Source organism: Pseudomonas jinjuensis (assembly GCF_900103845.1).
Classification (GTDB): domain Bacteria; phylum Pseudomonadota; class Gammaproteobacteria; order Pseudomonadales; family Pseudomonadaceae; genus Pseudomonas; species Pseudomonas jinjuensis.
Genome location: NZ_FNIJ01000003.1, coordinates 41317 through 60891 on the forward strand (window position 1 = coordinate 41317; position 19575 = coordinate 60891).

Genomic DNA, 19575 nt, shown 5'->3' on the forward strand with positions numbered 1-19575 from the left:
GGCCTTGTGCCTTGGTCATCGCGGCAGATCGGGCTAGAATGCCGTCCCCTCCAGTACACGATCCGTCCGCCAATGCGTATCCAGTTGAATGGCGAAGCCTATGAGCTGCCCGACGGCCAGACCGTCGCGAACCTGCTTGAACGTCTCGAACTGACCGGCCGCCGCGTCGCGGTCGAACTCAACCAGGACATCGTGCCGCGCAGCCAGCACAGCGCTACCGCCCTGCGTGACGGCGACCAGGTGGAAGTCGTGCACGCCATCGGTGGCGGCTAGAACGCTCTCGCCCGCCCGTAATTTCCAGGCCCCGCCCAGCCTTATCCTTTCCGAGGAGTGATCCGATGAGCCAAGCTCCATCCACCCTGCCTGCCGACAAGCCCTTCACCCTGGCCGGGCGCACCTACGCGTCGCGCCTGCTGGTCGGCACCGGCAAGTACAAGGATCTCGACGAGACCCGCCGCGCCATCGAGGCGTCCGGTGCGGAGATCGTCACCGTGGCGGTGCGCCGCACCAACATCGGCCAGAACCCCGGCGAGCCGAACCTGCTCGACGTGATCCCGCCGGATCGCTACACCATCCTGCCGAACACCGCCGGCTGCTACGACGCCGTCGAGGCCGTGCGCACCTGCCGCCTGGCCCGCGAGCTGCTGGATGGCCACAACCTGGTCAAGCTGGAAGTGCTGGCCGACCAGAAGACCCTGTTCCCCAACGTGGTCGAAACCCTCAAGGCCGCCGAAGTGCTGGTCAAGGACGGCTTCGACGTCATGGTGTACACCAGCGACGACCCGATCATCGCCCGCCAGCTCGCCGAGATCGGCTGCATCGCGGTGATGCCGCTGGCCGGCCTGATCGGCTCCGGCATGGGCATCTGCAACCCGTGGAACCTGCGCATCATCCTCGAGGAAGCCACGGTCCCGGTGCTGGTCGACGCCGGCGTGGGCACCGCTTCCGACGCCACCATCGCCATGGAGCTGGGCTGCGAGGCCGTGCTGATGAACACCGCCATCGCCCACGCGCAGAACCCGGTGATGATGGCCGAGGCGATGAAGCACGCGATCGTCGCCGGCCGCCTGGCCTACCTGGCCGGCCGCATGCCGCGCAAGCTGTACGCCAGCGCCTCGTCGCCGCTGGAAGGCCTGATCGGCTGATACTCCCTTTCCATCTCTGACGACGGGCCGGATGCCTGAGGTGTCCGGCCCGTCGCATTTACAGTTCCAAGGTCCAGACATGAGCGATACCCAGGAAATCCAGGCAGCCACCGACGACGCGCGGCCGATGCGCACCATCAAGAGCTTCGTGATGCGCGCCGGGCGCATGACCGAAGGCCAGCAGCGCGGCCTCGACCAGGGCTGGCCGAAGTTCGGCCTGGAGCTCGCCGACGGCCTGCAGGATTTCGACCAGGTATTCGGCCGCCAGGCGCCGCGCACCTTCGAGATCGGCTTCGGCATGGGCCACGCGACCCTGGAGATGGCCGCCGCCGCGCCGGAGCAGGACTTCATCGGCGTGGAAGTGCATCGCCCGGGCGTCGGCGCGCTGCTCAACGGCATGCTGACGCAGAACCTGAGCAACATCCGCGTCTACAGCTGCGACGCCATCGAAGTGCTGAAGGAGTGCGTGGCCGACGCCAGCCTCGATCGCGTGCTGCTGTTCTTCCCCGATCCCTGGCACAAGTCGCGCCACCACAAGCGCCGCATCGTCCAGCCGTCCTGGGCCGAGCTGGTGCGGCAGAAGCTCAAGGTCGGCAGCGTGCTGCACATGGCCACCGACTGGGAACAGTACGCCGAGCACATGCTGGAAGTGATGAACGCGGCGCCCGGCTACCGCAACCTGTCCGCCGACAACACCTACGTGCCGCGCCCGGAAGAGCGCCCGTCGACCAAGTTCGAGCGCCGCGGCGAGCGGCTGGGGCATGGGGTGTGGGACCTGAAGTTCCAGCGCGTCGAGTGACCCGTTCTTCGTAGGGCGAATGACGCGTTCCGCTTCATTCGCCGCTTCTCAATCGATCAACTCCGCCCCCAGCACCGTGGTATCCGGCAGGCGCACCGGCGCCGGGCTGATCTGCAGGTACTTGATGCTGTTGCGCGGAATGATCAGCAGGTCGCCGTCCACCTCGATGCTGATGGAGGTCGACTCCATCTGCTTGCGGATGCCGCGGGCGACCTCGGCGGGATCGTCGCTCTGCTGGGGAAAGCGCAGCGCCAGGCGCTGGCCGTCGAGGAAGTGCAGGTAGAGGTGCTTGATCGCTTTCATGGTCCCTCCGCGGGCTCAGGGCCTGTTGACGTTTCGTTCCGAACCGGAACGAAGCGTCAACAGACCCTATGGGGCCGACCGCCGAGGGAGCCGACAGATCAGCTGCGGTCGGCGATCATGCCTATCACGAAGAACACTAGCAGCAGCACCGGCGCCAGGGTGTAGTTGTTGAAGTAGCCCAGCCCCTTGGCGAGCCACGGCGTGACGTAGACCATCGCCAGGCCGTAGCCGACGGCGCAGACGAGCACGAACAGCAGGGTGCGGAAGACGAAGTTGAGGCTGCCGATGCGCTGCTGCACCCAGGCGTTGAGCAGCGGGCCGAACAGCACCAGCAGGGTGGCCATGAGCGCCAGGGCGATCTCGGAAAGATGGCCGCGGCTCCAGCGCGAGGCGGTAGCGATCAGGTCGAGCGCAAAGTCCATGTAGGCTCCTTGGATGTCGTCGGGCATCGGGAGTTTACATGGCTCGTCGCGGGTGCGAAGCGGAGTGGCGGAAAAACCCTGCCGGGGGCTCTGGCACGGGGCCATCCGCGCCATCAGAAAGCAATCACCGGAACACGAAAAAAGGCCCTGGAAACGGGCCTCGGAATAAGCCTCAGACAAGCCGATTTCGAATAAGTTCCGCAACAAAATCAATAACTTGCATATTTTAGTGAAAGTCGTGCTATTCGTCGGCAGACGCTTGTCAGCCGCCTCGTCCAACTCCAGCATCGCCGCCAACACCACCACAGAGAGAACCTCTCTATGAAGTACTCCTCGATGCTCCTGCTTACCTTCGCGCTGGCCGGCGGCAATGCCTTCGCGGATGGCGACACCCGTGCCGGCGTCGGCGGCGCCCTGGGCGGGGTATTGGGTTCGGTCGTCGGCCAGGCGGTCGGCGGCAGCACCGGTGCCGCCATTGGCAGCGGCGTAGGCGGCGCAGCAGGCGGCGCGGTCGCCGCACGGCGCGGCAACAAGACCGAAGCGGCCATCGGCGGCGGTCTCGGCGCAGCGGGCGGCCAGGTCATCGGCAACAAGGTCGGCGGCACCACCGGCGGCCTGATCGGCGCAGCCCTGGGCGGCGGCGCTGGCGGCGCGCTGGGCAACCACTATGCCGACAACAACCGTGACGATGACGACGACTACCGCCGCGCGGGCTACCGCGATGGCTATCGTGATGGTCGCCGCAACGGCTGGCACGACAATGGCCGCCACCGTGGCCACTACAAGCACAAGTGGCACCGCAAGCATCGCCATTGGGACTGATCGACGGTCCGCAATTCAGCGAAAAGCTTGATCCACATCCATGAACAGCCGGACTTCGATTGTCCGGCTGTTTTGCGTCCGACAGAATTTCCCCGCTCCTTTTTCCACTTTTCGAGGTACGCATGATGCGTAAGCCCCTGTCAGCTCTTGCTTTCACCATTCTCGCGTCGCAGTACGCCGTCGCCGGCGAGACCACCACTACCGCCGTCGGCGGCGGCGTGGGCGGTGCGCTGGGCAGCGTGGTCGGCCAGGCCATCGGCGGCAGCACCGGCGCGGCGATCGGTGCGGGTGTCGGCGGCGCGGCCGGCGGAGCGATGACCGCGAAGGACGGCAAGAAGACCGAAGCCGCCCTCGGCGGCGGTCTCGGCGCGGCGGGCGGCCAGGTGATCGGCAACAAGGTCGGCGGTTCCACCGGCGGCGCAATCGGCGCCGGCCTGGGCGGCGCCGCGGGCAGCGCCATCGGCAACAATCTGGCCGATGACAACGACCACCACGACAACGGCAACCGCAAGGCCAACTACAAGCGCAAACACAAGCACAAGCATCGCGACTGATTGCCGGTGCAGAAGCAGAAAGCCCGCCATTTCGGCGGGCTTTTGCATTTCAGGGGTATCCATCGCGGGCATGGCCCGCTCCTACGGGGAGCACGTAGGAGCCACTGTCTTCTGGTTTACTCGCTGCGCTCGCCCTTCGGGCCGCACTGAAGTGCGTTCAGCGCAAGCGCTGTCCCGCGTTCGCGGAATGACGTAGTGAGATGAAACATCACCTCACAACCGTCATCCGCGCGAACGCGGGGATCCAATAAGCCGTGCAGGAGCGGGCCATGCCCGCGACCCCGGAATCAGACGGCGACCGGCGCCTTGATGTGCGGATGCGACTGGTAGCCGACCAGCTCGAAATCGTCGAAGCGGAAGTCGAACAGGTCCTTCACCGCCGGGTTGAGCTTCATGGTCGGCAGCGGCAGCGGCTCGCGGGTCAGTTGCAGGTCGGCCTGCTCCAGGTGGTTGGTATAGAGGTGGCAGTCGCCGCCGGTCCAGATGAACTCGCCCGGCTGCAGGCCGGCGACCTGCGCCACCATCAGGGTCAGCAGCGCGTAGCTGGCGATGTTGAACGGCACGCCGAGGAAGATGTCCGCCGAGCGCTGGTAGAGCTGGCAGCTGAGCCGGCCGTCGGCGACGTAGAACTGGAACAGCGCGTGGCACGGCGGCAGGGCCATCTCGTCGATCAGCGCCGGGTTCCACGCCGAGACGATCAGCCGGCGCGAATCCGGGTTGTTCTTCAGCATGCTCATCAGGTTGGCGATCTGGTCGATGTGGCGGCCATCCGGCGCCGGCCAGGAGCGCCACTGGTAGCCGTACACCGGGCCGAGGTCGCCGTTCTCGTCGGCCCACTCGTCCCAGATCGAGACGCCGTTTTCCTTCAGGTAGGCGATGTTGGTCGACCCCTGGAGGAACCACAGCAGCTCGTGGACGATCGATTTCAGGTGGCACTTCTTGGTGGTCACCAGCGGGAAACCCTGCGCCAGGTCGAAGCGCATCTGCTGGCCGAACACGCTGTAGGTGCCGGTGCCGGTGCGGTCGCTCTTGAAGGTGCCGTGCTCGCGCACGTGGCGCATCAGGTCGAGGTACTGTTTCATCGGAAGCTCGTGTCGGGAGGCATCCGCGCGGCCGTGGGGCATGGCCGGCGGCGGATGTCCTGCGCTGCAGAATCTGGATAAACGGCAATACTAATGGCTCGCGGCCCGGCGTCGCCAGCCTGGCCGACGGAGAGAGTCGAACCTTTCCCCGGCGCCGCGTCTCGAAGCAGAAGAACACCGCCGCCCTGTCATTCGCCCGTCGAACGCGAGGTCTCCATGGACGACCAGCCTCCAGTGCCCGCCTTCGCCCTGTCCCGCCGCCGGTTGCTGGCCGCCGCCTGCGTCGCCGCGGCCGCCGGGCTGCTGCCGTGCCCGGCGATGGCCGCGGTGACGGCACAGGCGGAGATCGAGCTGGCGATCTTCATGCGCCTGTCGCAGCGCCTCACCGGCCGCAGCAACCTCGACAAGCGCATCGGCCAGCGCCTCTACCGCACCCTCGCGCAGCGCGACACCGCGCTCAGCCAGAGCCTCGGCGAGCTGCAGGCGCGCCTCGGCGACGACCCGGCGAGCTGGACCGAGCGCCAGCAGTGGCTGGCCCGGCAGATCCTGCGCGGCTGGTACCTCGGCGTGATCGGCGACGGCCCCGGCGCCGACGTGGTGATCTACGAGAAGGCGCTGATGTTCGTCGCCCTGGACGACGTGGCGGTGCCGCGCAGCTACTGCCCGAACCGCCCCGGCTTCTGGGCCGCGCAGCCGGTCGAACGGGGAGTCTGAGATGCCCGCCACGCAGCGCGCCGACTACGTGGTGGTGGGCTCCGGGGTGGCCGGGGCGCTGGTCGCCCACCGCCTGGCGCTGGCCGGGCGCGACGTGCTGATCCTCGAAGCCGGCCCGCGCCTGGCGCGCTGGCAACTGGTCGAGCGCTTCCGCAACCTGCCGGACAAGTTCCTCAACCCCTCGCCCTACCCCTCCGCCGCCCACGCGCCGCATCCGCAGTACCAGCCGGACAACCACTACCTGGTCCAGGCCGGCGAGCAGCCCTGCAATGCGCAGTACATCCGCGCCGTGGGCGGCACCACCTGGAACTGGCTGGGCGCGGCCTGGCGCTTCCTTCCCGCCGACTTCCGCCTGCGCACGCTGTACGGCGTCGGCCGCGACTGGCCGCTCGACTATGCCGAACTGGAGCCCTGGTACCAGCGCGCCGAAGAGGAACTCGGCGTCTGGGGCCCGGCCGACGAGGAGCTCGGCTCGCCGCGCAGCGCGCCCTACCCGATGCAGCCGCTGCCGCTGTCGTGGAACGAACAGCGCGTGCGCGACCTGCTCAACGGCAACGGCTACCGCATGGTCACCGAGCCGGCGGCGCGCAACAGCCGCCCCTATGACGAGCGCCCGACCTGCTGCGGCAACAACAACTGCATGCCGGTCTGCCCGATCGGCGCCATGTACGGCGGCATCGTCCACGTGCACAAGGCCGAGCGGGCCGGCGCGCGGATCATCGAGAACGCCGTGGTGCATCGCCTGGAAAAGGGCGGGAAGAACCGCATCGTCGCCGCCCTGTACAAGGACCCGCAGGGCGCCGAGGTGCGCGTCGAGGGCAAGGTCTTCGTGCTCGCCGCCAACGCCATCGAAACGCCCAAACTGATGCTCATGTCCGGCGTCGGCAACAGCTCGGACATGCTCGGCCGCAACCTGATGACCCACCCCGGCACCGCGCTGCGCCTGCAGGCGCGGGAAAAGCTCTGGCCGGGCCGCGGGCCGCAGGCGATGACCGCGCTGGCGGACTTCCGCGACGGCGACTTCCGCCGCGAGCGCGGGGCGAAGAAGCTGCAGCTGTCCAACCTGTCGCGCATCGACCAGGCCACCGCCGAGCTGATCCGCTCCGGGCCGCTGCTGCTCGGCCGCGATCTCGAAGCGCGGATTCGCGACCGCGCCGCGCGCTTCGTCCAGTTCGACAGCCTGCACGAAACCCTGCCGCGCCCGGAAAACCGCATCGTCCCCAGCGCCAGCCAGCGCGACGACCTCGGCCTGCCGCGCCCGGAAATCACCTGGGCGCCGGACGACTACCTGCGCCAGAGCGCCGCGCACACCCGCGAGGTCTATGCCGACATCGCCAGGCTGCTCGGCGGCAGCGACGTGCAGTTCAGCGACGACTTCAACGACGGCGGCGACATCGCCGGCACCGCGCTGATGGGCGACGACCCGCGCGACGCCGTGGTGGATGGCGACTGCCGCAGCTACGACCATCCCAACCTGTTCCTCGCCGGCGGCGCGGTGCTGCCGAGCATCGGCTCGGTCAACTGCACCCTGACCATCGCCGCCCTGGCCCTGCGCCTGGCCGGGCTGCTGCAGCGGGAGACCTGAGCATGTGGCGCCCGCTGCTCGCCGCCCTCGTCCTGCTCTGTGCCCCTCCGGCGCAGGCCGAGCCGGCGCGCTACCCGGCGCCACGGGAGCTGCTGCAGCGCGGCGAATACCTGGCCCGCGCCGGCGACTGCGCCAGCTGCCACAGCGCCCCCGGCGGCCGGCCATTCGCCGGCGGCGTCGCGCTGGACACGCCGCTGGGCACCCTCTACTCCACCAACATCACCCCCGATCCGAAGACCGGCATCGGCAGCTACAGCTACGACGACTTCGCCCGCGCGCTGCGCCAGGGCGTGACCAAGGGCGGCGATCACCTCTACCCGGCGATGCCCTACACCGCCTACGCGCGGATCACCGACGAGGACATGCATGCGCTGTACGCCTGGTTCGTCCTCGGCGGCGTGGAACCGGTGGCGCAGCCCAACCGCGACAACGACATCGCCTGGCCGCTGGACATGCGCTGGCCGCTGGCGTTCTGGAAGCTGCTGTTCCACGACGACCGCGTCTACCGGCCGAACCCCAGGCAGAGCGCCGCCTGGAACCGCGGCGCCTACCTGGTCCAGGGCCTGGCGCACTGCGGCACCTGCCATACGCCGCGCGGCCTGGCCTTCCAGGAGCGCGCGCTGGACGAGCGGCAGGCCGGCTACCTGTCCGGCGCCGCGCTGGGCGGCTGGTACGCCTACAACATCACCCCCGACACCCGCAGCGGCATCGGCGGCTGGAGCGACGCCGAGCTGGTGCGGCACCTCAGGACCGGCCGCGTCCCCGGCAAGGCCCAGGCCGCCGGGCCGATGGGCGACGCGGTGGAGCACAGCTACCAGTACCTGACGGAGGCCGACCTCAAGGCGATGGCCAGCTACCTGCGCAGCGTCAGGCCGGTCACGGACGGCGAACGCAAGGCGCGCTTCCAGTGGGGCAAGCCGGCCGAGGATGTGGTCGCCCTGCGCGGCGCGGAACTCGACGACCAGGCGCGGCTGGACGGCGCCCGCCTGTACCTCGGCAACTGCGCCAGCTGCCACGGCGCCAGCGGCGAGGGCGTGAAGGACGGCTACTTCCCCATGCTGCCGAAGAACAGCACGGTCGGCGCCCTGCAGGCCGACAACCTGGTGCGGGTGGTGCTCGACGGCGTGCAGCGCAAGGCCGGCAAGGACGAGGTGTTCATGCCCGGCTACGCCGGTATCCTCGACGACGGGCAGATCGCCGCGCTGGTGAACTACCTCACCCGGCAGTTCGGCAATCCGGAGGTGAAGGTGGACAGCGCGCGGGTGGCGGCGATTCGGCAGCCTTGAGCGCAGGCGCTCGGCACTGCACGGACCTGTAGGAGCGAGCTTGCTCGCGATCGTCGACCACGCCGATCGCCGACAAGCTGGCTCCTACACAAGAGCGGCAAATCTCCACCCTCACTCTTTGGAACTAGAAACCACCCTACCCATTTGGCGGGTTCCATCCATTGCGCGGGACCGCTAGAGTCTGCCGCTACTAAAAAAACAGCCGCCGTCCAGGAGTCGCCCCATGAGCACCCGCGAGCAGATCCTCGAACTCGAGCGCAGCGTCGATGCCGCCGTGCTCGGCCAGCGCGACGCGGTGCGGCAGATCATCCTCGGCCTGCTGGCCAACGGGCACCTGCTGCTGGAAGGCCTGCCGGGACTGGCCAAGACCCGCACGGTGAAGGCGCTGTCGCGGCACCTGGACGCCGACATGAGCCGCATCCAGTTCACCCCCGACCTGCTGCCCTCGGACATCACCGGCGCCGAGATCCTCCAGCAGATCGACGGCCACCAGCAGATCCATTTCCAGCCCGGCCCGCTGTTCGGCAACCTGATCCTCGCCGACGAGATCAACCGCGCCCCGGCCAAGGTCCAGGCGGCGCTGCTGGAAGCCATGGAGGAACGCCAGATCACCGTGGCCGGGCACAGCTACCGGATGCCCGAGCTGTTCCTCGTGCTGGCCACGCAGAACCCCATCGAGCAGGAAGGCACCTACCCGCTGCCGGAAGCGCAGATGGACCGCTTCCTGATGAAGGTGCTGATCGACTATCCGCAGCCCGAGCACGAGGCCGAAGTCCTGCGCCTGCTGCGCGCCGAGGAACAGGGCGCGCTGGAAAGCAGTCCGGCGCCGGCGCCCGAGCCGATTCCGCAGGCGGCGATCTTCGCCGCGCGCCGCGAGGTCAGCGCCATCCATGTGTCCCCGGCCATCGACCGCTACCTGGTCGACCTGGTCAACGCCACCCGCAAGCCCGCCGCCTATGACGCCGACCTGGCGCGCTGGCTGCTGGTCGGCGCCAGTCCGCGCGGGGCGATCGGCCTCGACCGCGCCGCCCGCGCCCACGCCTGGCTGGCCGGGCAGGACTACGTCGGTCCCGACGACGTGCGCGCCGTGCTGCACCCGGTGCTGCGCCATCGCCTGCAGTTGTCCTACGACGCGGTGGCCGACGGCGTGAGCGCCGACCGCATCATCGACCGCCTGCTCGACTGCGTCGCCATCCCGGCCTGAGTCCCGGCAGATGCCAATAGAAGCCGACGGCCTCGTCTACGCCAGCCTCGCCCAACTGATGGCGCTGGAGGCGCACAGCCGCGGCCTGAGTTTCGCCACCCGCCGGCCGCGGGCGAGCATCCTCGCCGGCCGCCACGCCTCGCTGCTGCGCGGGCGCGGGCTGAACTTCGAGGAGCTGCGCCGCTACCAGCCCGGCGACGACCTGCGCCATCTCGACTGGCGCGCCTCGCTGCGCTACGGCAAGCCCTTCGTGCGCGCCTTCAGCGAGGAGCGCGACCGGCCGACGCAGATCATCGTCGACCAGCGCATGGACATGTTCTTCGGCTCCCGGCGCGCCTTCAAATCCACCTGCGCCGCCGAGCTGGCCGCCCTCGCCGCCTGGATCGCCTACCACGGCGGCGACCGCGTCGGCGGACTGGTGTTCGGCGACCGCAACATCGAACGCATCGCCCCGCTGCGCAGCCGCACCCGGGTGGAAGCGCTGCTGGCCGCCATCGTCCGCCAGAACAACGCCCTCGAAGCCCGCGCGCCGCAGGTCGAGGACGCCCACCAGCAGCTCGACAAGGCGCTGCTGCACTGCCTGTCGCTGGGCTGCCACGGCCAGACCATCGTCATCGTCAGCGACTTCGCCGGCGCCGCCACGCGCACCCAGCAGTTGCTGCGCCAGCTCGCCGTGCACAACGACGTGATCGCCCTGCAGATCTACGACCCGCTGGCGCTGGACCTGCCCCGCCGCGGCCGGCCGCGGGTGACCCAGGGCGAGCTGCAGCTGGAACTCGCCGTCGAACGCCGCCGCGTGCACCAGCCGCTCAGCGAATTCGCCAGCGGGCGGGTGCGCGAAGTGGGCGAACTGCTGCGCCGCAGCCAGGTGCCGCTGCTGCTCTTCGAAACCGACCAGCCGGCGCTGCAGCAGCTGCGCCGCGAACTCGGCAAGCTGGCCGGGATACCGCGATGAAAGAGCCGTCCCTCGACCAGCTGCGCGAACTGCCGCTGCCTGCGCCGCCGTCCTGGCTGCCGCAGACCTGGGGCTGGGCCGCGCTGGGCGGACTGCTGGCGCTCGCCGCGCTGGCCTGGGCCGGCCTCGCCTGGCACCGCTGGCAGCGCGACCGCTACCGCCGCGAGGCGCTGGCGCAGCTGGCCGCGCTGCAACAGGCGTTCGCCGTCGATCCGCAGGCGCTGCGCGAGCTGCCCGGCCTGCTCAAGCGCGCCGCCCTGTCGATCGCCCCGCGCGAGGAGGTCGCCACCCTGCGCGGCGACCGCTGGCAGGCCTTCCTGCAACAACGCTGCGCCACGCCGCTGCCGGAGGATTTCGCCGCGCGCCTGGCGCGCCTGGCCTACGCGCCCGACGCGCAGCTGCCGCAGCAGGATGCCGGCGAGCTGTTCGCCATCGCCCGCCAATGGCTGGAGACCCACCATGTGGCAGCTTGACTACCCCTGGCTGCTGCTCCTGCTGCCCTTGCCGCTGCTCGGCTACCGCTGGCTGCCGGCCTACCGCGAGGCGCGCAGCGCGATCCGCGTGCCGTTCTTCGCCGCCATCAGTCGCGCCATCGGCGGCAAGCCGGAGCGCGACGGCCTGCGCGGCAGCCGCAGCCAGCTGTTGCTCAACCTGCTGGTCTGGGGGTTGGTACTGATGGCCTGCGCGCGGCCGGTGTGGATCGAGAAACCCATCGAGAAGCGCCAGCCGGTGCGCGACATCCTGCTCGCCATCGACATCTCGCAGTCCATGGAAACCCGCGACTTCACCAGCGCCGCCGGAGAAAGGTCCGACCGCCTGAATGCGGTGAAGGGCGTGGTGCACGACTTCATCCGCCGGCGCAAGGACGACCGCCTCGGCCTGGTCGTGTTCGGCAGCAACGCCTTCCCGCAGGCGCCGCTGACCCTCGACCACGGCAGCCTCGGCCTGCTGCTGGACGAGGTCGGCATCGGCATGGCCGGGCCGAACACCGCCATCGGCGACGCCATCGGCCTGTCGGTCAAGCTGCTCGACCAGGCCAGGGAAAAGGACAAGCTGGTGATCCTGCTCACCGACGGCAACGACACCGGCAGCGTCATCCCCCCGCAGCAGGCCGCCGAACTGGCGCACCGCCACGGGGTGACCATCCACACCATCGGCATCGGCGACGTGCAGGCCGAGGGCGAGGCGAAGGTCGACCTCGACAGCCTGCGGCAGATCGCCGGCACCACTGGCGGCGAGTTCTTCCGCGCCGAGGACCGCCAGGAGCTGGAACAGGTCTACGCCCGCCTCGACGCCATGACCGCCCACGAGGTGCAGACCCTCGCCCACCAGCCGCGCCGCGAGCTGTTCTGGCTGCCGCTGGGCGCCGCCCTCGGCCTGCTCGCGCTGTACCACCTGGGCGCGCTCGGCGTGGCCCGGCTGCGCATGCGCCGGACAGCGGAGGCCTGATGCAGATCGATCTCGCCGCCTTCCACTTCCTGCGCCCGGCCTGGCTGCTGCTGGTCCTCCTCGCCGTCGCCCTGCCGCTGCTCTGGCGGCGCCTGCGGGACCCGGCGCGCAACAGCATGATCGCCCCCGCCCTGCTGCGTCACCTGCTGGTGGAGCCGCAGGATTCCGCGCGGGTGCGCCCGGTGCATCTGCTCGCCGCCCTGCTCGCCCTCGGCGCGCTGGCCGCCGCCGGGCCGACCTGGGAGCAGGACCGCCCGACCTTCCTCGACGACCGTGCGCCGCTGATCCTCGCCCTCGACCTGTCGCCGTCGATGGACGCCGCCGACGTGCCGCCGAGCCGGCTGGAAGCCGCGCGCAACAAGTTCCACCAGTTGCTCCAGCGCCGCAGCGGCAGCCGCATCGCCCTGCTCGCCTACGCCGGCAGCGCGCACCTGGTGCTGCCGCCCACCGACGACCCGGCGCTGCTCGACAGCTTCCTGCAGGTGCTCGCCACCGGCATGGTGCCGCGCCCGGGCAAGAACGCCCTGGCCGCCATCGAACAGGCGAAACGCCTGCTGGCGGCGGAAGGCACGCCCGGCACCCTGGTGCTGGCCACCGACGGTGCCGATACCGGCCAGCTCGACGCGGTCGAACAGGCCGTGAAGGGCAGCGACCTGCAGGTGCTGGTCCTCGCCGTCGGCAACCAGGACGGCGGCATGCTGCGCGACGGCCACGGCCAGCCGCGCCTGGATGCCGACGGCAAGCCGGTGCTCGGCCGCTTCGATGCCGACGCGCTGAAACATCTGGCCGACGCCGCCGACGCGCCGCTGGGCAGCCTGACGCTGAACGACGACGACCTCGACTGGATCGAACTGCACGCCCAGCGGCACTTCCAGGCCAGCCAGGGCGAGCAGGCGGAAATCCACTGGAAGGACGCCGGCTACTGGCTGTGCTGGCCGCTGCTGGCGCTGGCCTTCCTCGCCGTGCGCCGCGGCTGGAGCGTGAGCTGGCTGCCGGCGCTGCTGCTCGGCCTGTTCCTGCAACTGGCTCCGGGCCAGGACGCCAACGCCGGGGCGCTGGCCGATGCCTTCTTCAGCCGCGACCAGCAGGGCCGCTGGGCCTTCGAGCACGAGCGTTATCCACAGGCCGCGGAGCTGTTCGAGGAACCCTACTGGAAGGGCCGCGCCGCCTACGCGGCCGCCGACTACCAGGCCGCGCTGGCCGCCTTCGCCAGTCTGGACAGCGCCGAGGGCTGGTTCTACCTGGGCAACACCTGGATGCGCCTGTCGAAGTTCGATGCCGCCGCCGACGCCTACCGCCAGGCCCTGCAGCGCCAGCCGGGAATGGCCGAGGCGCAGGCCAACCTGGAACTGGCCATCGCCCTGGAGAAGATCGCCGACGAGCAGCGCGAAGTGACGCCGGGCGACGAGCCGGACAAGATCGAGTTCGACAACAGGAAGGGCAAGGGCAAGGACGTGCGCATGGATCCGAAGCAGGCGGCCTCCGAGGACGCCTGGCTGGAGAACCTCAGCACCTCGCCGGCGCAGTTCCTCAGGCGCAAATTCGCTATCCAGGATGCCCTCGCCCAGCCGCCACAGGAGGCCAGGCCATGAGGCGCCTGCTGCTGGCGCTCTGCTGCCTGTGCCCGCTGCTTGCCTTCGCCGCGCCGAAGGTGCTGGTGGAAAGCCGCCTGCTGCCCGGCGCCGAGGTGGCCGTGGGGCAGACCCTCGACCTGCAGGTCGACGTGCTGGTGGACACCTGGTTCGTCAAGGCGCCGCAGCTGCCGCCGCTGGAGATCGCCGGCGCGCTGGTCAGTCCGCCGGCCAGCGCCACCCAGCACCTGACCCTGCAGCGCGACGGCGCCACGCTGTTCGGCCTGCGCTACGACTACCGCATCACCCCGGTCCGCGCCCAGGGCTTCATTGTCCCGGCGCTGGCGGTCAGCGTCTTCGCCGGCGAGGCCAACGCGCCGGTCCAGCTGCGCAGCCAGCCGCTGCGCTTCAGCGCCAGCGCCCCGGCCGACGGCCAGGACCTGTTGATCGCCGACGGCGTGCGCCTGAGCCAGCGGATCGAAGGCTCGAACACGACGCTGCAGGTCGGCGACAGCGTCACCCGCAGCCTCACCCTGCAGGCCGACGGCGCCCCGGCGATGCTGCTGCCGGCGCTGCCGCTGGCCGAGATCGAGGGTCTGCGGCGCTATCCGAAGAGCCCGCAGGTCAGCGACATCCCCAGCCCGAACGGGCGCGGCGCGGTGGTCGGCGGCCAGCGCATCGACAGCGCCAGCTACGTGATCGAGCGCCCCGGCCACTACAGCCTGCCGGCCATCGAACTGCGCTGGCGGGATGCGGCCAGCGGCGAGGAGCGCAGCGCCCGCCTGCCGGCGCAGGAGTTCGAAGCCAGCGCCGGTAGCCGCGCCAGCGGGCCCTTCTCCATCGACGAGGAACTGCGCCGGCTCGGCCACGGCGCGCGGATCACCCTGTCCCGCCACGCCCCGGCGCTGCTGGCGACCTTCTGCCTCGGCGGCGCCCTGCTCTACTGGGGTCTGGCCTGGTGGCGCCCGGCATGGCGCGGCCTGGGGCGCATGCAGCGTGCATGGCGGAAGGCCTGGCAGGCTTCCGCCGCGCATGCCTGGCTGCGCATTCCGGCGCAGCTGCGCAGCTCTCCCGCGCGGCTCGACGCCCTCTACCTGTGGGCCCGCCGCGCCTTCCCCGGCGCCAGCCCGCGGCTGCTCGGCCAGCCGCTGCCCGCCACCCTGCGCCAGCGCCTGCTGGCACTGCTGGACGCCTGCTACGGCCGCGACGGCAAGCGCGAGGAAGCGCTCGCCGCCCTGCGTCGCGAGCTGCCGGCACTGCGCCGCCAGGCACGCCGCAAGCTCCGGGAAGCCGCGCCCGACGCCCTCGCCCCGCTCAATCCCGAGCCCCAGGCTCCACCCCGCCGCTCGTAAAAATACGCGGTCACTCGGCCATTCGAACTATCGCCACCCGCCGCAGGTGGTGCGTAACGTCTGCACACAATTGCAAGCTGGTGAAAACCAGCCGGATATGCCGCTGCCCGCGAACAGCCGTTCCGGGTGCCAAGAAGAACAACAGAGAACCAAGGAGTCAGTCACATGCGTACCTTCAACCGCCGGCTGGCGGGGCTCGCACTCGGTGCTGCCACGCTGCTCGGCGCTTCAATAACTGTCGCAGCCGACAAGCCGAACATCCTGGTGATCTTCGGCGACGATATCGGCCAGACCAACATCAGCGCCTACTCCATGGGCGTGGTCGGCTATCGCACGCCGAACATCGATCGCATCGCCAAAGAGGGCATGCTGTTCACCGACTACTACGGCGAAAACAGCTGCACCGCCGGCCGCTCCACCTTCATCACCGGCCAGGCCTCGCTGCGTACCGGCCTGACCAAGGTCGGCATTCCCGGCGCGCCGGTCGGCATCCAGGACCGCGACATCACCATGGCCCAGGCGCTCAAGGGCCAGGGCTACGCCACCGGGCAGTTCGGCAAGAACCACCTCGGCGACCGCGACCAGTTCCTGCCGACCAACCATGGCTTCGACGAGTTCTTCGGCAACCTCTACCACCTCAACGCCGAGGAAGAGCCGGAAGCCGCCTACTGGCCGCAGGATCCCAACGATCCCTTCGTCAAGCACTTCTCGCCGCGCGGGGTGATCCACTCCTACGCCGACGGCAGGATCGAGGACACCGGCGCGCTGACCAGGAAGCGCATGGAAACCATCGACGACGAGACCACCGCCGCCGCCCAGGTCTTCATCGAGAAGCAGGTCAAGGCGGACAAGCCGTTCTTCGTCTGGATGAACACCACCCGCATGCACCTGTTCACCCACGTGCGCAAGGAGCATCAGGGCCAGAGCGGCATGCGCGGCAACGAGTACGCCGACGGCATGCTCGAGCACGACGGCGACGTCGGCAAGCTGCTGAAGACCCTCGACGACCTCAAGGTCAGCGACAACACCATCGTCGTCTACACCACCGACAATGGCCCGAACCGCTTCACCTGGCCGGACGCGGCGACCTCGCCGTTCCGCAACGAGAAGAACTCCAACTGGGAAGGCGCCTTCCGCGTGCCGGCGATGGTCCGCTGGCCCGGCCACATCAAGGCGGGCGAAGTCTCCAACGAGATGTTCTCCGGCCTCGACTGGTTCCCCACCATCATGGCCGCCGTCGGCGTACCGGACGTGAAGGAGAAGCTGCTCAAGGGCTGGGCGCCGGTCGCCGGCGGCAAGACCTTCAAGGTGCACCTGGACGGCTACAACCAGCTCGACTACCTGACCGGCAAGGCCAAGCAGGGCGCGCGCAACGAGTTCTACTACTTCAACGACGACGGCGACCTGGTCGCCATGCGCTTCGGCGACTGGAAGGCGGTGTTCTGCGAGCAGCGCAAGCCGGGCGGCTTCGAGGTATGGAGCGAACCCTTCGTCTGCCTGCGCATACCCAAGCTGTTCAACCTGCGCATGGACCCGTTCGAAACCGCCGACATCGTCTCCGACCAGTACAACGACTGGCTGGTCAGGAACGCCTACCTGATAGGCATGGCTACCATGAAGTCCTCGCAGTTCCTGCAGACCTTCGTCGAGTGGCCGCCGAGCCAGCGCCCGGCCAGCTTCACCATCGACCAGGTGCGCAAGGCCGTCGATGCGAAGATCGCCGAGAAGATGAAGCAGCAACAGGCTGCACAGCAGCACTGAGGCTGATCGTTCCCTCTCCCCGCGCGGGGAGGGGGAATACCCCCACGAAATCCTCCCCGCCCCACCCGCCACGCGGTTTGACATCCCCCCGGCAGTCACCGAAGCTGCTCGCTCCGTGAAATCCGCCGCCTATCCACATGCCCGATAACAACAACGCCCCCAATCCGCTGGTGCGCCGCATCGCCTTCGGCCTCGCCTGCTTCCTGCTGGTCGCCGCCGCCGGCGCCTGGTGGTATGTGCAGAGCAGCACCCCGCAGCCGCAACTGGCGCCACGTCCGCAGCCGCAGCAGGCCAAGCCCGCCGCCCCGGCGAAGGTGGAAGCGCCGGCCAGCCTGGTCGCCGAGCAGCAGTGCCAGGGCTGCCACCAGGACCAGTTCAAGGACTGGCAGCGCTCGCACCACCAGAAGGCCATGCAGGAAGCCAGCGCCGATACCGTGCTCGGCGACTTCAACGAGGCGACCTTCAAGGGCACGGTGGAGACCACCCGCTTCTTCCGGAAGGACGGCGCATTCTGGGTCAACACCCCCGGCGCCGACGGCAAGCCGGCGGACTTCAGGGTCGCCTACACCTTCGGCATCGAGCCGCTGCAGCAGTACCTGCTGGAATACCCCGGCGGCCGCCTGCAGGCCCTCGGCGTGGCCTGGGATACGCAGAAGAAGCGCTGGTTCGAGCTGATGCCCGGCGAGCGCATCGACCACAAGGACGAGCTGCACTGGACCCGTCCGACGCAGAACGCCAACTTCATGTGCGTCGAGTGCCACACCACCGGCTTCAAGCGCAATTTCGACGCGCAGAAGGACAGCTTCGCCAGCCAGTGGCATGCGCTTGGCGTCGGCTGCCAGTCCTGCCACGGCCCGGCGTCGAAGCACCTGGAATGGGCGGCCAAGCCCGACCGCAATGCCGCGAAAGGCTTCGACGTGCCGCTCAAGGGCAGCGACAAGGTCACCCTGGTGGAAACCTGCGGCCGCTGCCACGCGCGCCGCGCGCCGCTGGCCGACGGCTTCGAGCAGAAGCACCGGCTGATGGACGACTACCTGCCGAGCAACCTCACCCGCGAGCTGTACCAGATCGACGGCAAGATCAAGGACGAGGTGTTCGAATACGGCTCCTTCACCCAGAGCAAGATGTTCGCCAAGGGCGTGAAGTGCACCGACTGCCACAACCCGCACAGCGGCGAGCTGAAGGCACAGGGCAACGGCGTCTGCCTGCAGTGCCACAACACCGCCGGCAAGCCGACGCGCCCCGGCATCGACGGCGCCGGGCTGAAGGCGAAGAACTACGACTCGCCGGAGCACCATCATCACCAGCCGGGCAGCCCGGGCGCGCAGTGCACCTCCTGCCACATGCCGGGCAAGTTCTACATGGTCAACGACTACCGTCACGACCACGGCTTCACCCTGCCCAACCCGGCCCATGCACAGCGCATCGGCGCGCCCGACGCCTGCCTGACCTGTCACCAGGACACCCCGGCGAGCAAGGTCGCCAAGCAGTTCCGCCAGTGGTTCGCCGAGCGGATACCGGAACGCCCGGCGCCGTCGAGCAACCCGGCGCCGCGCTACGACGACAGCCTGTGGAAGGCCCGTGAAGGCAAGCCCGGTGCCTCCCGCGCGCTGCACCTGGCGCTGGAATCCAGGGACCTGCCGGCGATCCGCCGCGCCACCCTGCTCGCCGAGCTGCCGGCCTACCCCAGCCAGCGCTCCATGGAGCTGGCCGCCATCGCCCTGAACAACGCCGACCCGCAGGTACGCCACGCCGCCGTCGAGGCGCTCGGCATGCTCGCCCCGCCGCAGCAGCAGCTCAGCCTGCTGGTGCCGCGCCTGGGCGATCCGGTGCGCGCGGTGCGCATCGCCGCCGCCTGGCAGCTGGCGCAACTGCCGCCGCAGCTGCGCGCCAGCATCGACTCGCTGCTCGGCAAGGGGCTGGAGGAGTACGAGCAGGTGCAGCTGAGCCTGGCCGAGCGCGCCGAGGCCAATCTCAACCGCGCCCTGCTGTACCAGGCGACCGGCCGCGCCAACGAAGTGGAATCCGCCCTGCGCGCCGCGCTGAAGCGCGATCCCGGCTTCCTCCCGGCGATCGTCAGCCTGTCGCAGTGGCTGGAGAACAACTACCGCGCCGACGAGGCCCGGCAGATCCTCGACGACGCCATCCGCCGCTATCCGCAGGCCGGCCTGCTGCAGCACGCCCGCGGCCTGAGCCTGGTGCGCAAGGGCGAGCGCGAGGCGGCGCTGAAGGCGTTCAGGGACGCCGTGCGCCTCAGCCCGGACGACGCCCAGTTCCGCTTCGTGCTGGCCATCGCCCTGCACGACAGCGGCCAGCCGGACGCGGCCAACCAGGAGCTGGAGCAACTCCTGCAGCGCCACCCGGCCAACCGCGGCGCGCGCCTGACCCTGGTGGACTACCTGCGCGAGGGCGGACAGATGCAGAAGGTGCAGATGCTGATGGCCGAGCTGGAGCAGCAGAATCCGGATGATCCGGCGTTGCGGCGGGAGTAAGGTTTTCGCCGGTACCCCTGCGGCGGATAACGCTGGCGCGTTATTCGCCCTACGCGCTACCGGCTGCACGAACCTGTAG

General features: G+C 69.5%; 19 protein-coding genes. 16 read left to right on the forward strand and 3 right to left on the reverse strand.

Annotation, left to right across the window (positions count from 1 at the left end; genetic code table 11):
- Nucleotides 1-72: 72 nt before the first annotated feature.
- The 3 genes from thiS (at nt 73) to trmB (ending at nt 1944) form a co-directional block, all read left to right on the forward strand.
- Nucleotides 73-273, forward strand: coding sequence for a sulfur carrier protein ThiS (gene thiS / locus BLR75_RS04665; RefSeq protein WP_084313893.1), 201 nt, complete (start codon nt 73-75; stop codon nt 271-273).
- A 65-nt stretch (nt 274-338) separates the two neighbouring features.
- Complete coding sequence (locus BLR75_RS04670) at nt 339-1145, forward strand: thiazole synthase (protein WP_084313892.1); 807 nt, start codon at nt 339-341, stop codon at nt 1143-1145.
- A 127-nt stretch (nt 1146-1272) separates the two neighbouring features.
- Complete coding sequence (gene trmB / locus BLR75_RS04675) at nt 1273-1944, forward strand: tRNA (guanosine(46)-N7)-methyltransferase TrmB (protein ID WP_217633578.1); 672 nt, start codon at nt 1273-1275, stop codon at nt 1942-1944.
- A gap of 48 nt (nt 1945-1992) precedes the next feature.
- Here the strand turns inward: trmB and BLR75_RS04680 are convergent, their stop codons facing one another.
- Together BLR75_RS04680 and BLR75_RS04685 are read right to left on the reverse strand one after the other, a co-directional pair.
- Complete coding sequence (locus tag BLR75_RS04680; protein ID WP_084313890.1) at nt 1993-2247, reverse strand: hypothetical protein; 255 nt, start codon at nt 2245-2247, stop codon at nt 1993-1995.
- A gap of 98 nt (nt 2248-2345) precedes the next feature.
- Nucleotides 2346-2669, reverse strand: a complete 324-nt coding sequence (locus BLR75_RS04685) for a DUF3392 domain-containing protein (RefSeq protein WP_084313889.1) — start codon at nt 2667-2669, stop codon at nt 2346-2348.
- A gap of 321 nt (nt 2670-2990) precedes the next feature.
- Here BLR75_RS04685 and BLR75_RS04690 point away from each other — a divergent pair, with 321 nt between their 5' ends.
- Nucleotides 2991-3491 carry a hypothetical protein gene (locus tag BLR75_RS04690; RefSeq protein ID WP_084313888.1) on the forward strand — a complete coding sequence of 167 codons (501 nt, stop codon included), beginning with the start codon at nt 2991-2993 and terminating at the stop codon, nt 3489-3491.
- 125 nt (nt 3492-3616) lie between these two features.
- Nucleotides 3617-4045 (forward strand): glycine zipper domain-containing protein, encoded by a 429-nt coding sequence (locus BLR75_RS04695; protein ID WP_084313934.1) that lies wholly within the window; start codon nt 3617-3619, stop codon nt 4043-4045.
- Between the two features lie 287 nt (nt 4046-4332).
- On the opposite strand, the gene BLR75_RS04700 is transcribed toward BLR75_RS04695, so the two are convergent.
- Nucleotides 4333-5127, reverse strand: a complete 795-nt coding sequence (locus BLR75_RS04700; protein WP_084313887.1) for a thymidylate synthase — start codon at nt 5125-5127, stop codon at nt 4333-4335.
- A gap of 216 nt (nt 5128-5343) precedes the next feature.
- Between BLR75_RS04700 and BLR75_RS04705 the strand changes: the two genes are divergently transcribed.
- From BLR75_RS04705 to BLR75_RS04755, 11 genes are all read left to right on the forward strand, one after another.
- The gene (locus BLR75_RS04705) at nt 5344-5841 is read left to right on the forward strand and encodes a sugar dehydrogenase complex small subunit (protein ID WP_084313886.1); all 498 of its coding nucleotides are present in this window, start codon (nt 5344-5346) and stop codon (nt 5839-5841) included.
- A 1-nt stretch (nt 5842) separates the two neighbouring features.
- Complete coding sequence (locus BLR75_RS04710) at nt 5843-7426, forward strand: GMC family oxidoreductase (protein ID WP_084313885.1); 1584 nt, start codon at nt 5843-5845, stop codon at nt 7424-7426.
- A 2-nt stretch (nt 7427-7428) separates the two neighbouring features.
- On the forward strand, nt 7429-8712 hold the full coding sequence (locus tag BLR75_RS04715; RefSeq protein WP_084313884.1) for a c-type cytochrome: 1284 nt from the start codon (nt 7429-7431) through the stop codon (nt 8710-8712).
- Between the two features lie 223 nt (nt 8713-8935).
- Nucleotides 8936-9916 (forward strand): AAA family ATPase, encoded by a 981-nt coding sequence (locus BLR75_RS04720; RefSeq protein ID WP_084313883.1) that lies wholly within the window; start codon nt 8936-8938, stop codon nt 9914-9916.
- A gap of 10 nt (nt 9917-9926) precedes the next feature.
- Nucleotides 9927-10871 carry a DUF58 domain-containing protein gene (locus BLR75_RS04725; RefSeq protein WP_084313882.1) on the forward strand — a complete coding sequence of 315 codons (945 nt, stop codon included), beginning with the start codon at nt 9927-9929 and terminating at the stop codon, nt 10869-10871.
- Nucleotides 10868-11344: a DUF4381 domain-containing protein gene (locus BLR75_RS04730; protein ID WP_084313881.1), complete on the forward strand. Its 477-nt coding sequence runs from the start codon at nt 10868-10870 to the stop codon at nt 11342-11344. The genes BLR75_RS04725 and BLR75_RS04730 overlap by 4 nt, the downstream gene beginning before the upstream one ends.
- On the forward strand, nt 11331-12320 hold the full coding sequence (locus BLR75_RS04735; protein WP_084313880.1) for a vWA domain-containing protein: 990 nt from the start codon (nt 11331-11333) through the stop codon (nt 12318-12320). Before BLR75_RS04730 ends, BLR75_RS04735 begins: the two co-directional genes overlap by 14 nt.
- Nucleotides 12320-13912 carry a VWA domain-containing protein gene (locus tag BLR75_RS04740; RefSeq protein WP_084313879.1) on the forward strand — a complete coding sequence of 531 codons (1593 nt, stop codon included), beginning with the start codon at nt 12320-12322 and terminating at the stop codon, nt 13910-13912. The genes BLR75_RS04735 and BLR75_RS04740 overlap by 1 nt, the downstream gene beginning before the upstream one ends.
- On the forward strand, nt 13909-15243 hold the full coding sequence (locus tag BLR75_RS04745) for a BatD family protein (RefSeq protein WP_084313878.1): 1335 nt from the start codon (nt 13909-13911) through the stop codon (nt 15241-15243). The genes BLR75_RS04740 and BLR75_RS04745 overlap by 4 nt, the downstream gene beginning before the upstream one ends.
- Nucleotides 15244-15408: 165 nt before the next feature.
- On the forward strand, nt 15409-17004 hold the full coding sequence (locus BLR75_RS04750) for an arylsulfatase (protein ID WP_084313877.1): 1596 nt from the start codon (nt 15409-15411) through the stop codon (nt 17002-17004).
- Nucleotides 17005-17141: 137 nt separating this feature from the next.
- The gene (locus BLR75_RS04755; protein ID WP_084313876.1) at nt 17142-19496 is read left to right on the forward strand and encodes a tetratricopeptide repeat protein; all 2355 of its coding nucleotides are present in this window, start codon (nt 17142-17144) and stop codon (nt 19494-19496) included.
- Nucleotides 19497-19575 lie beyond the last annotated feature (79 nt).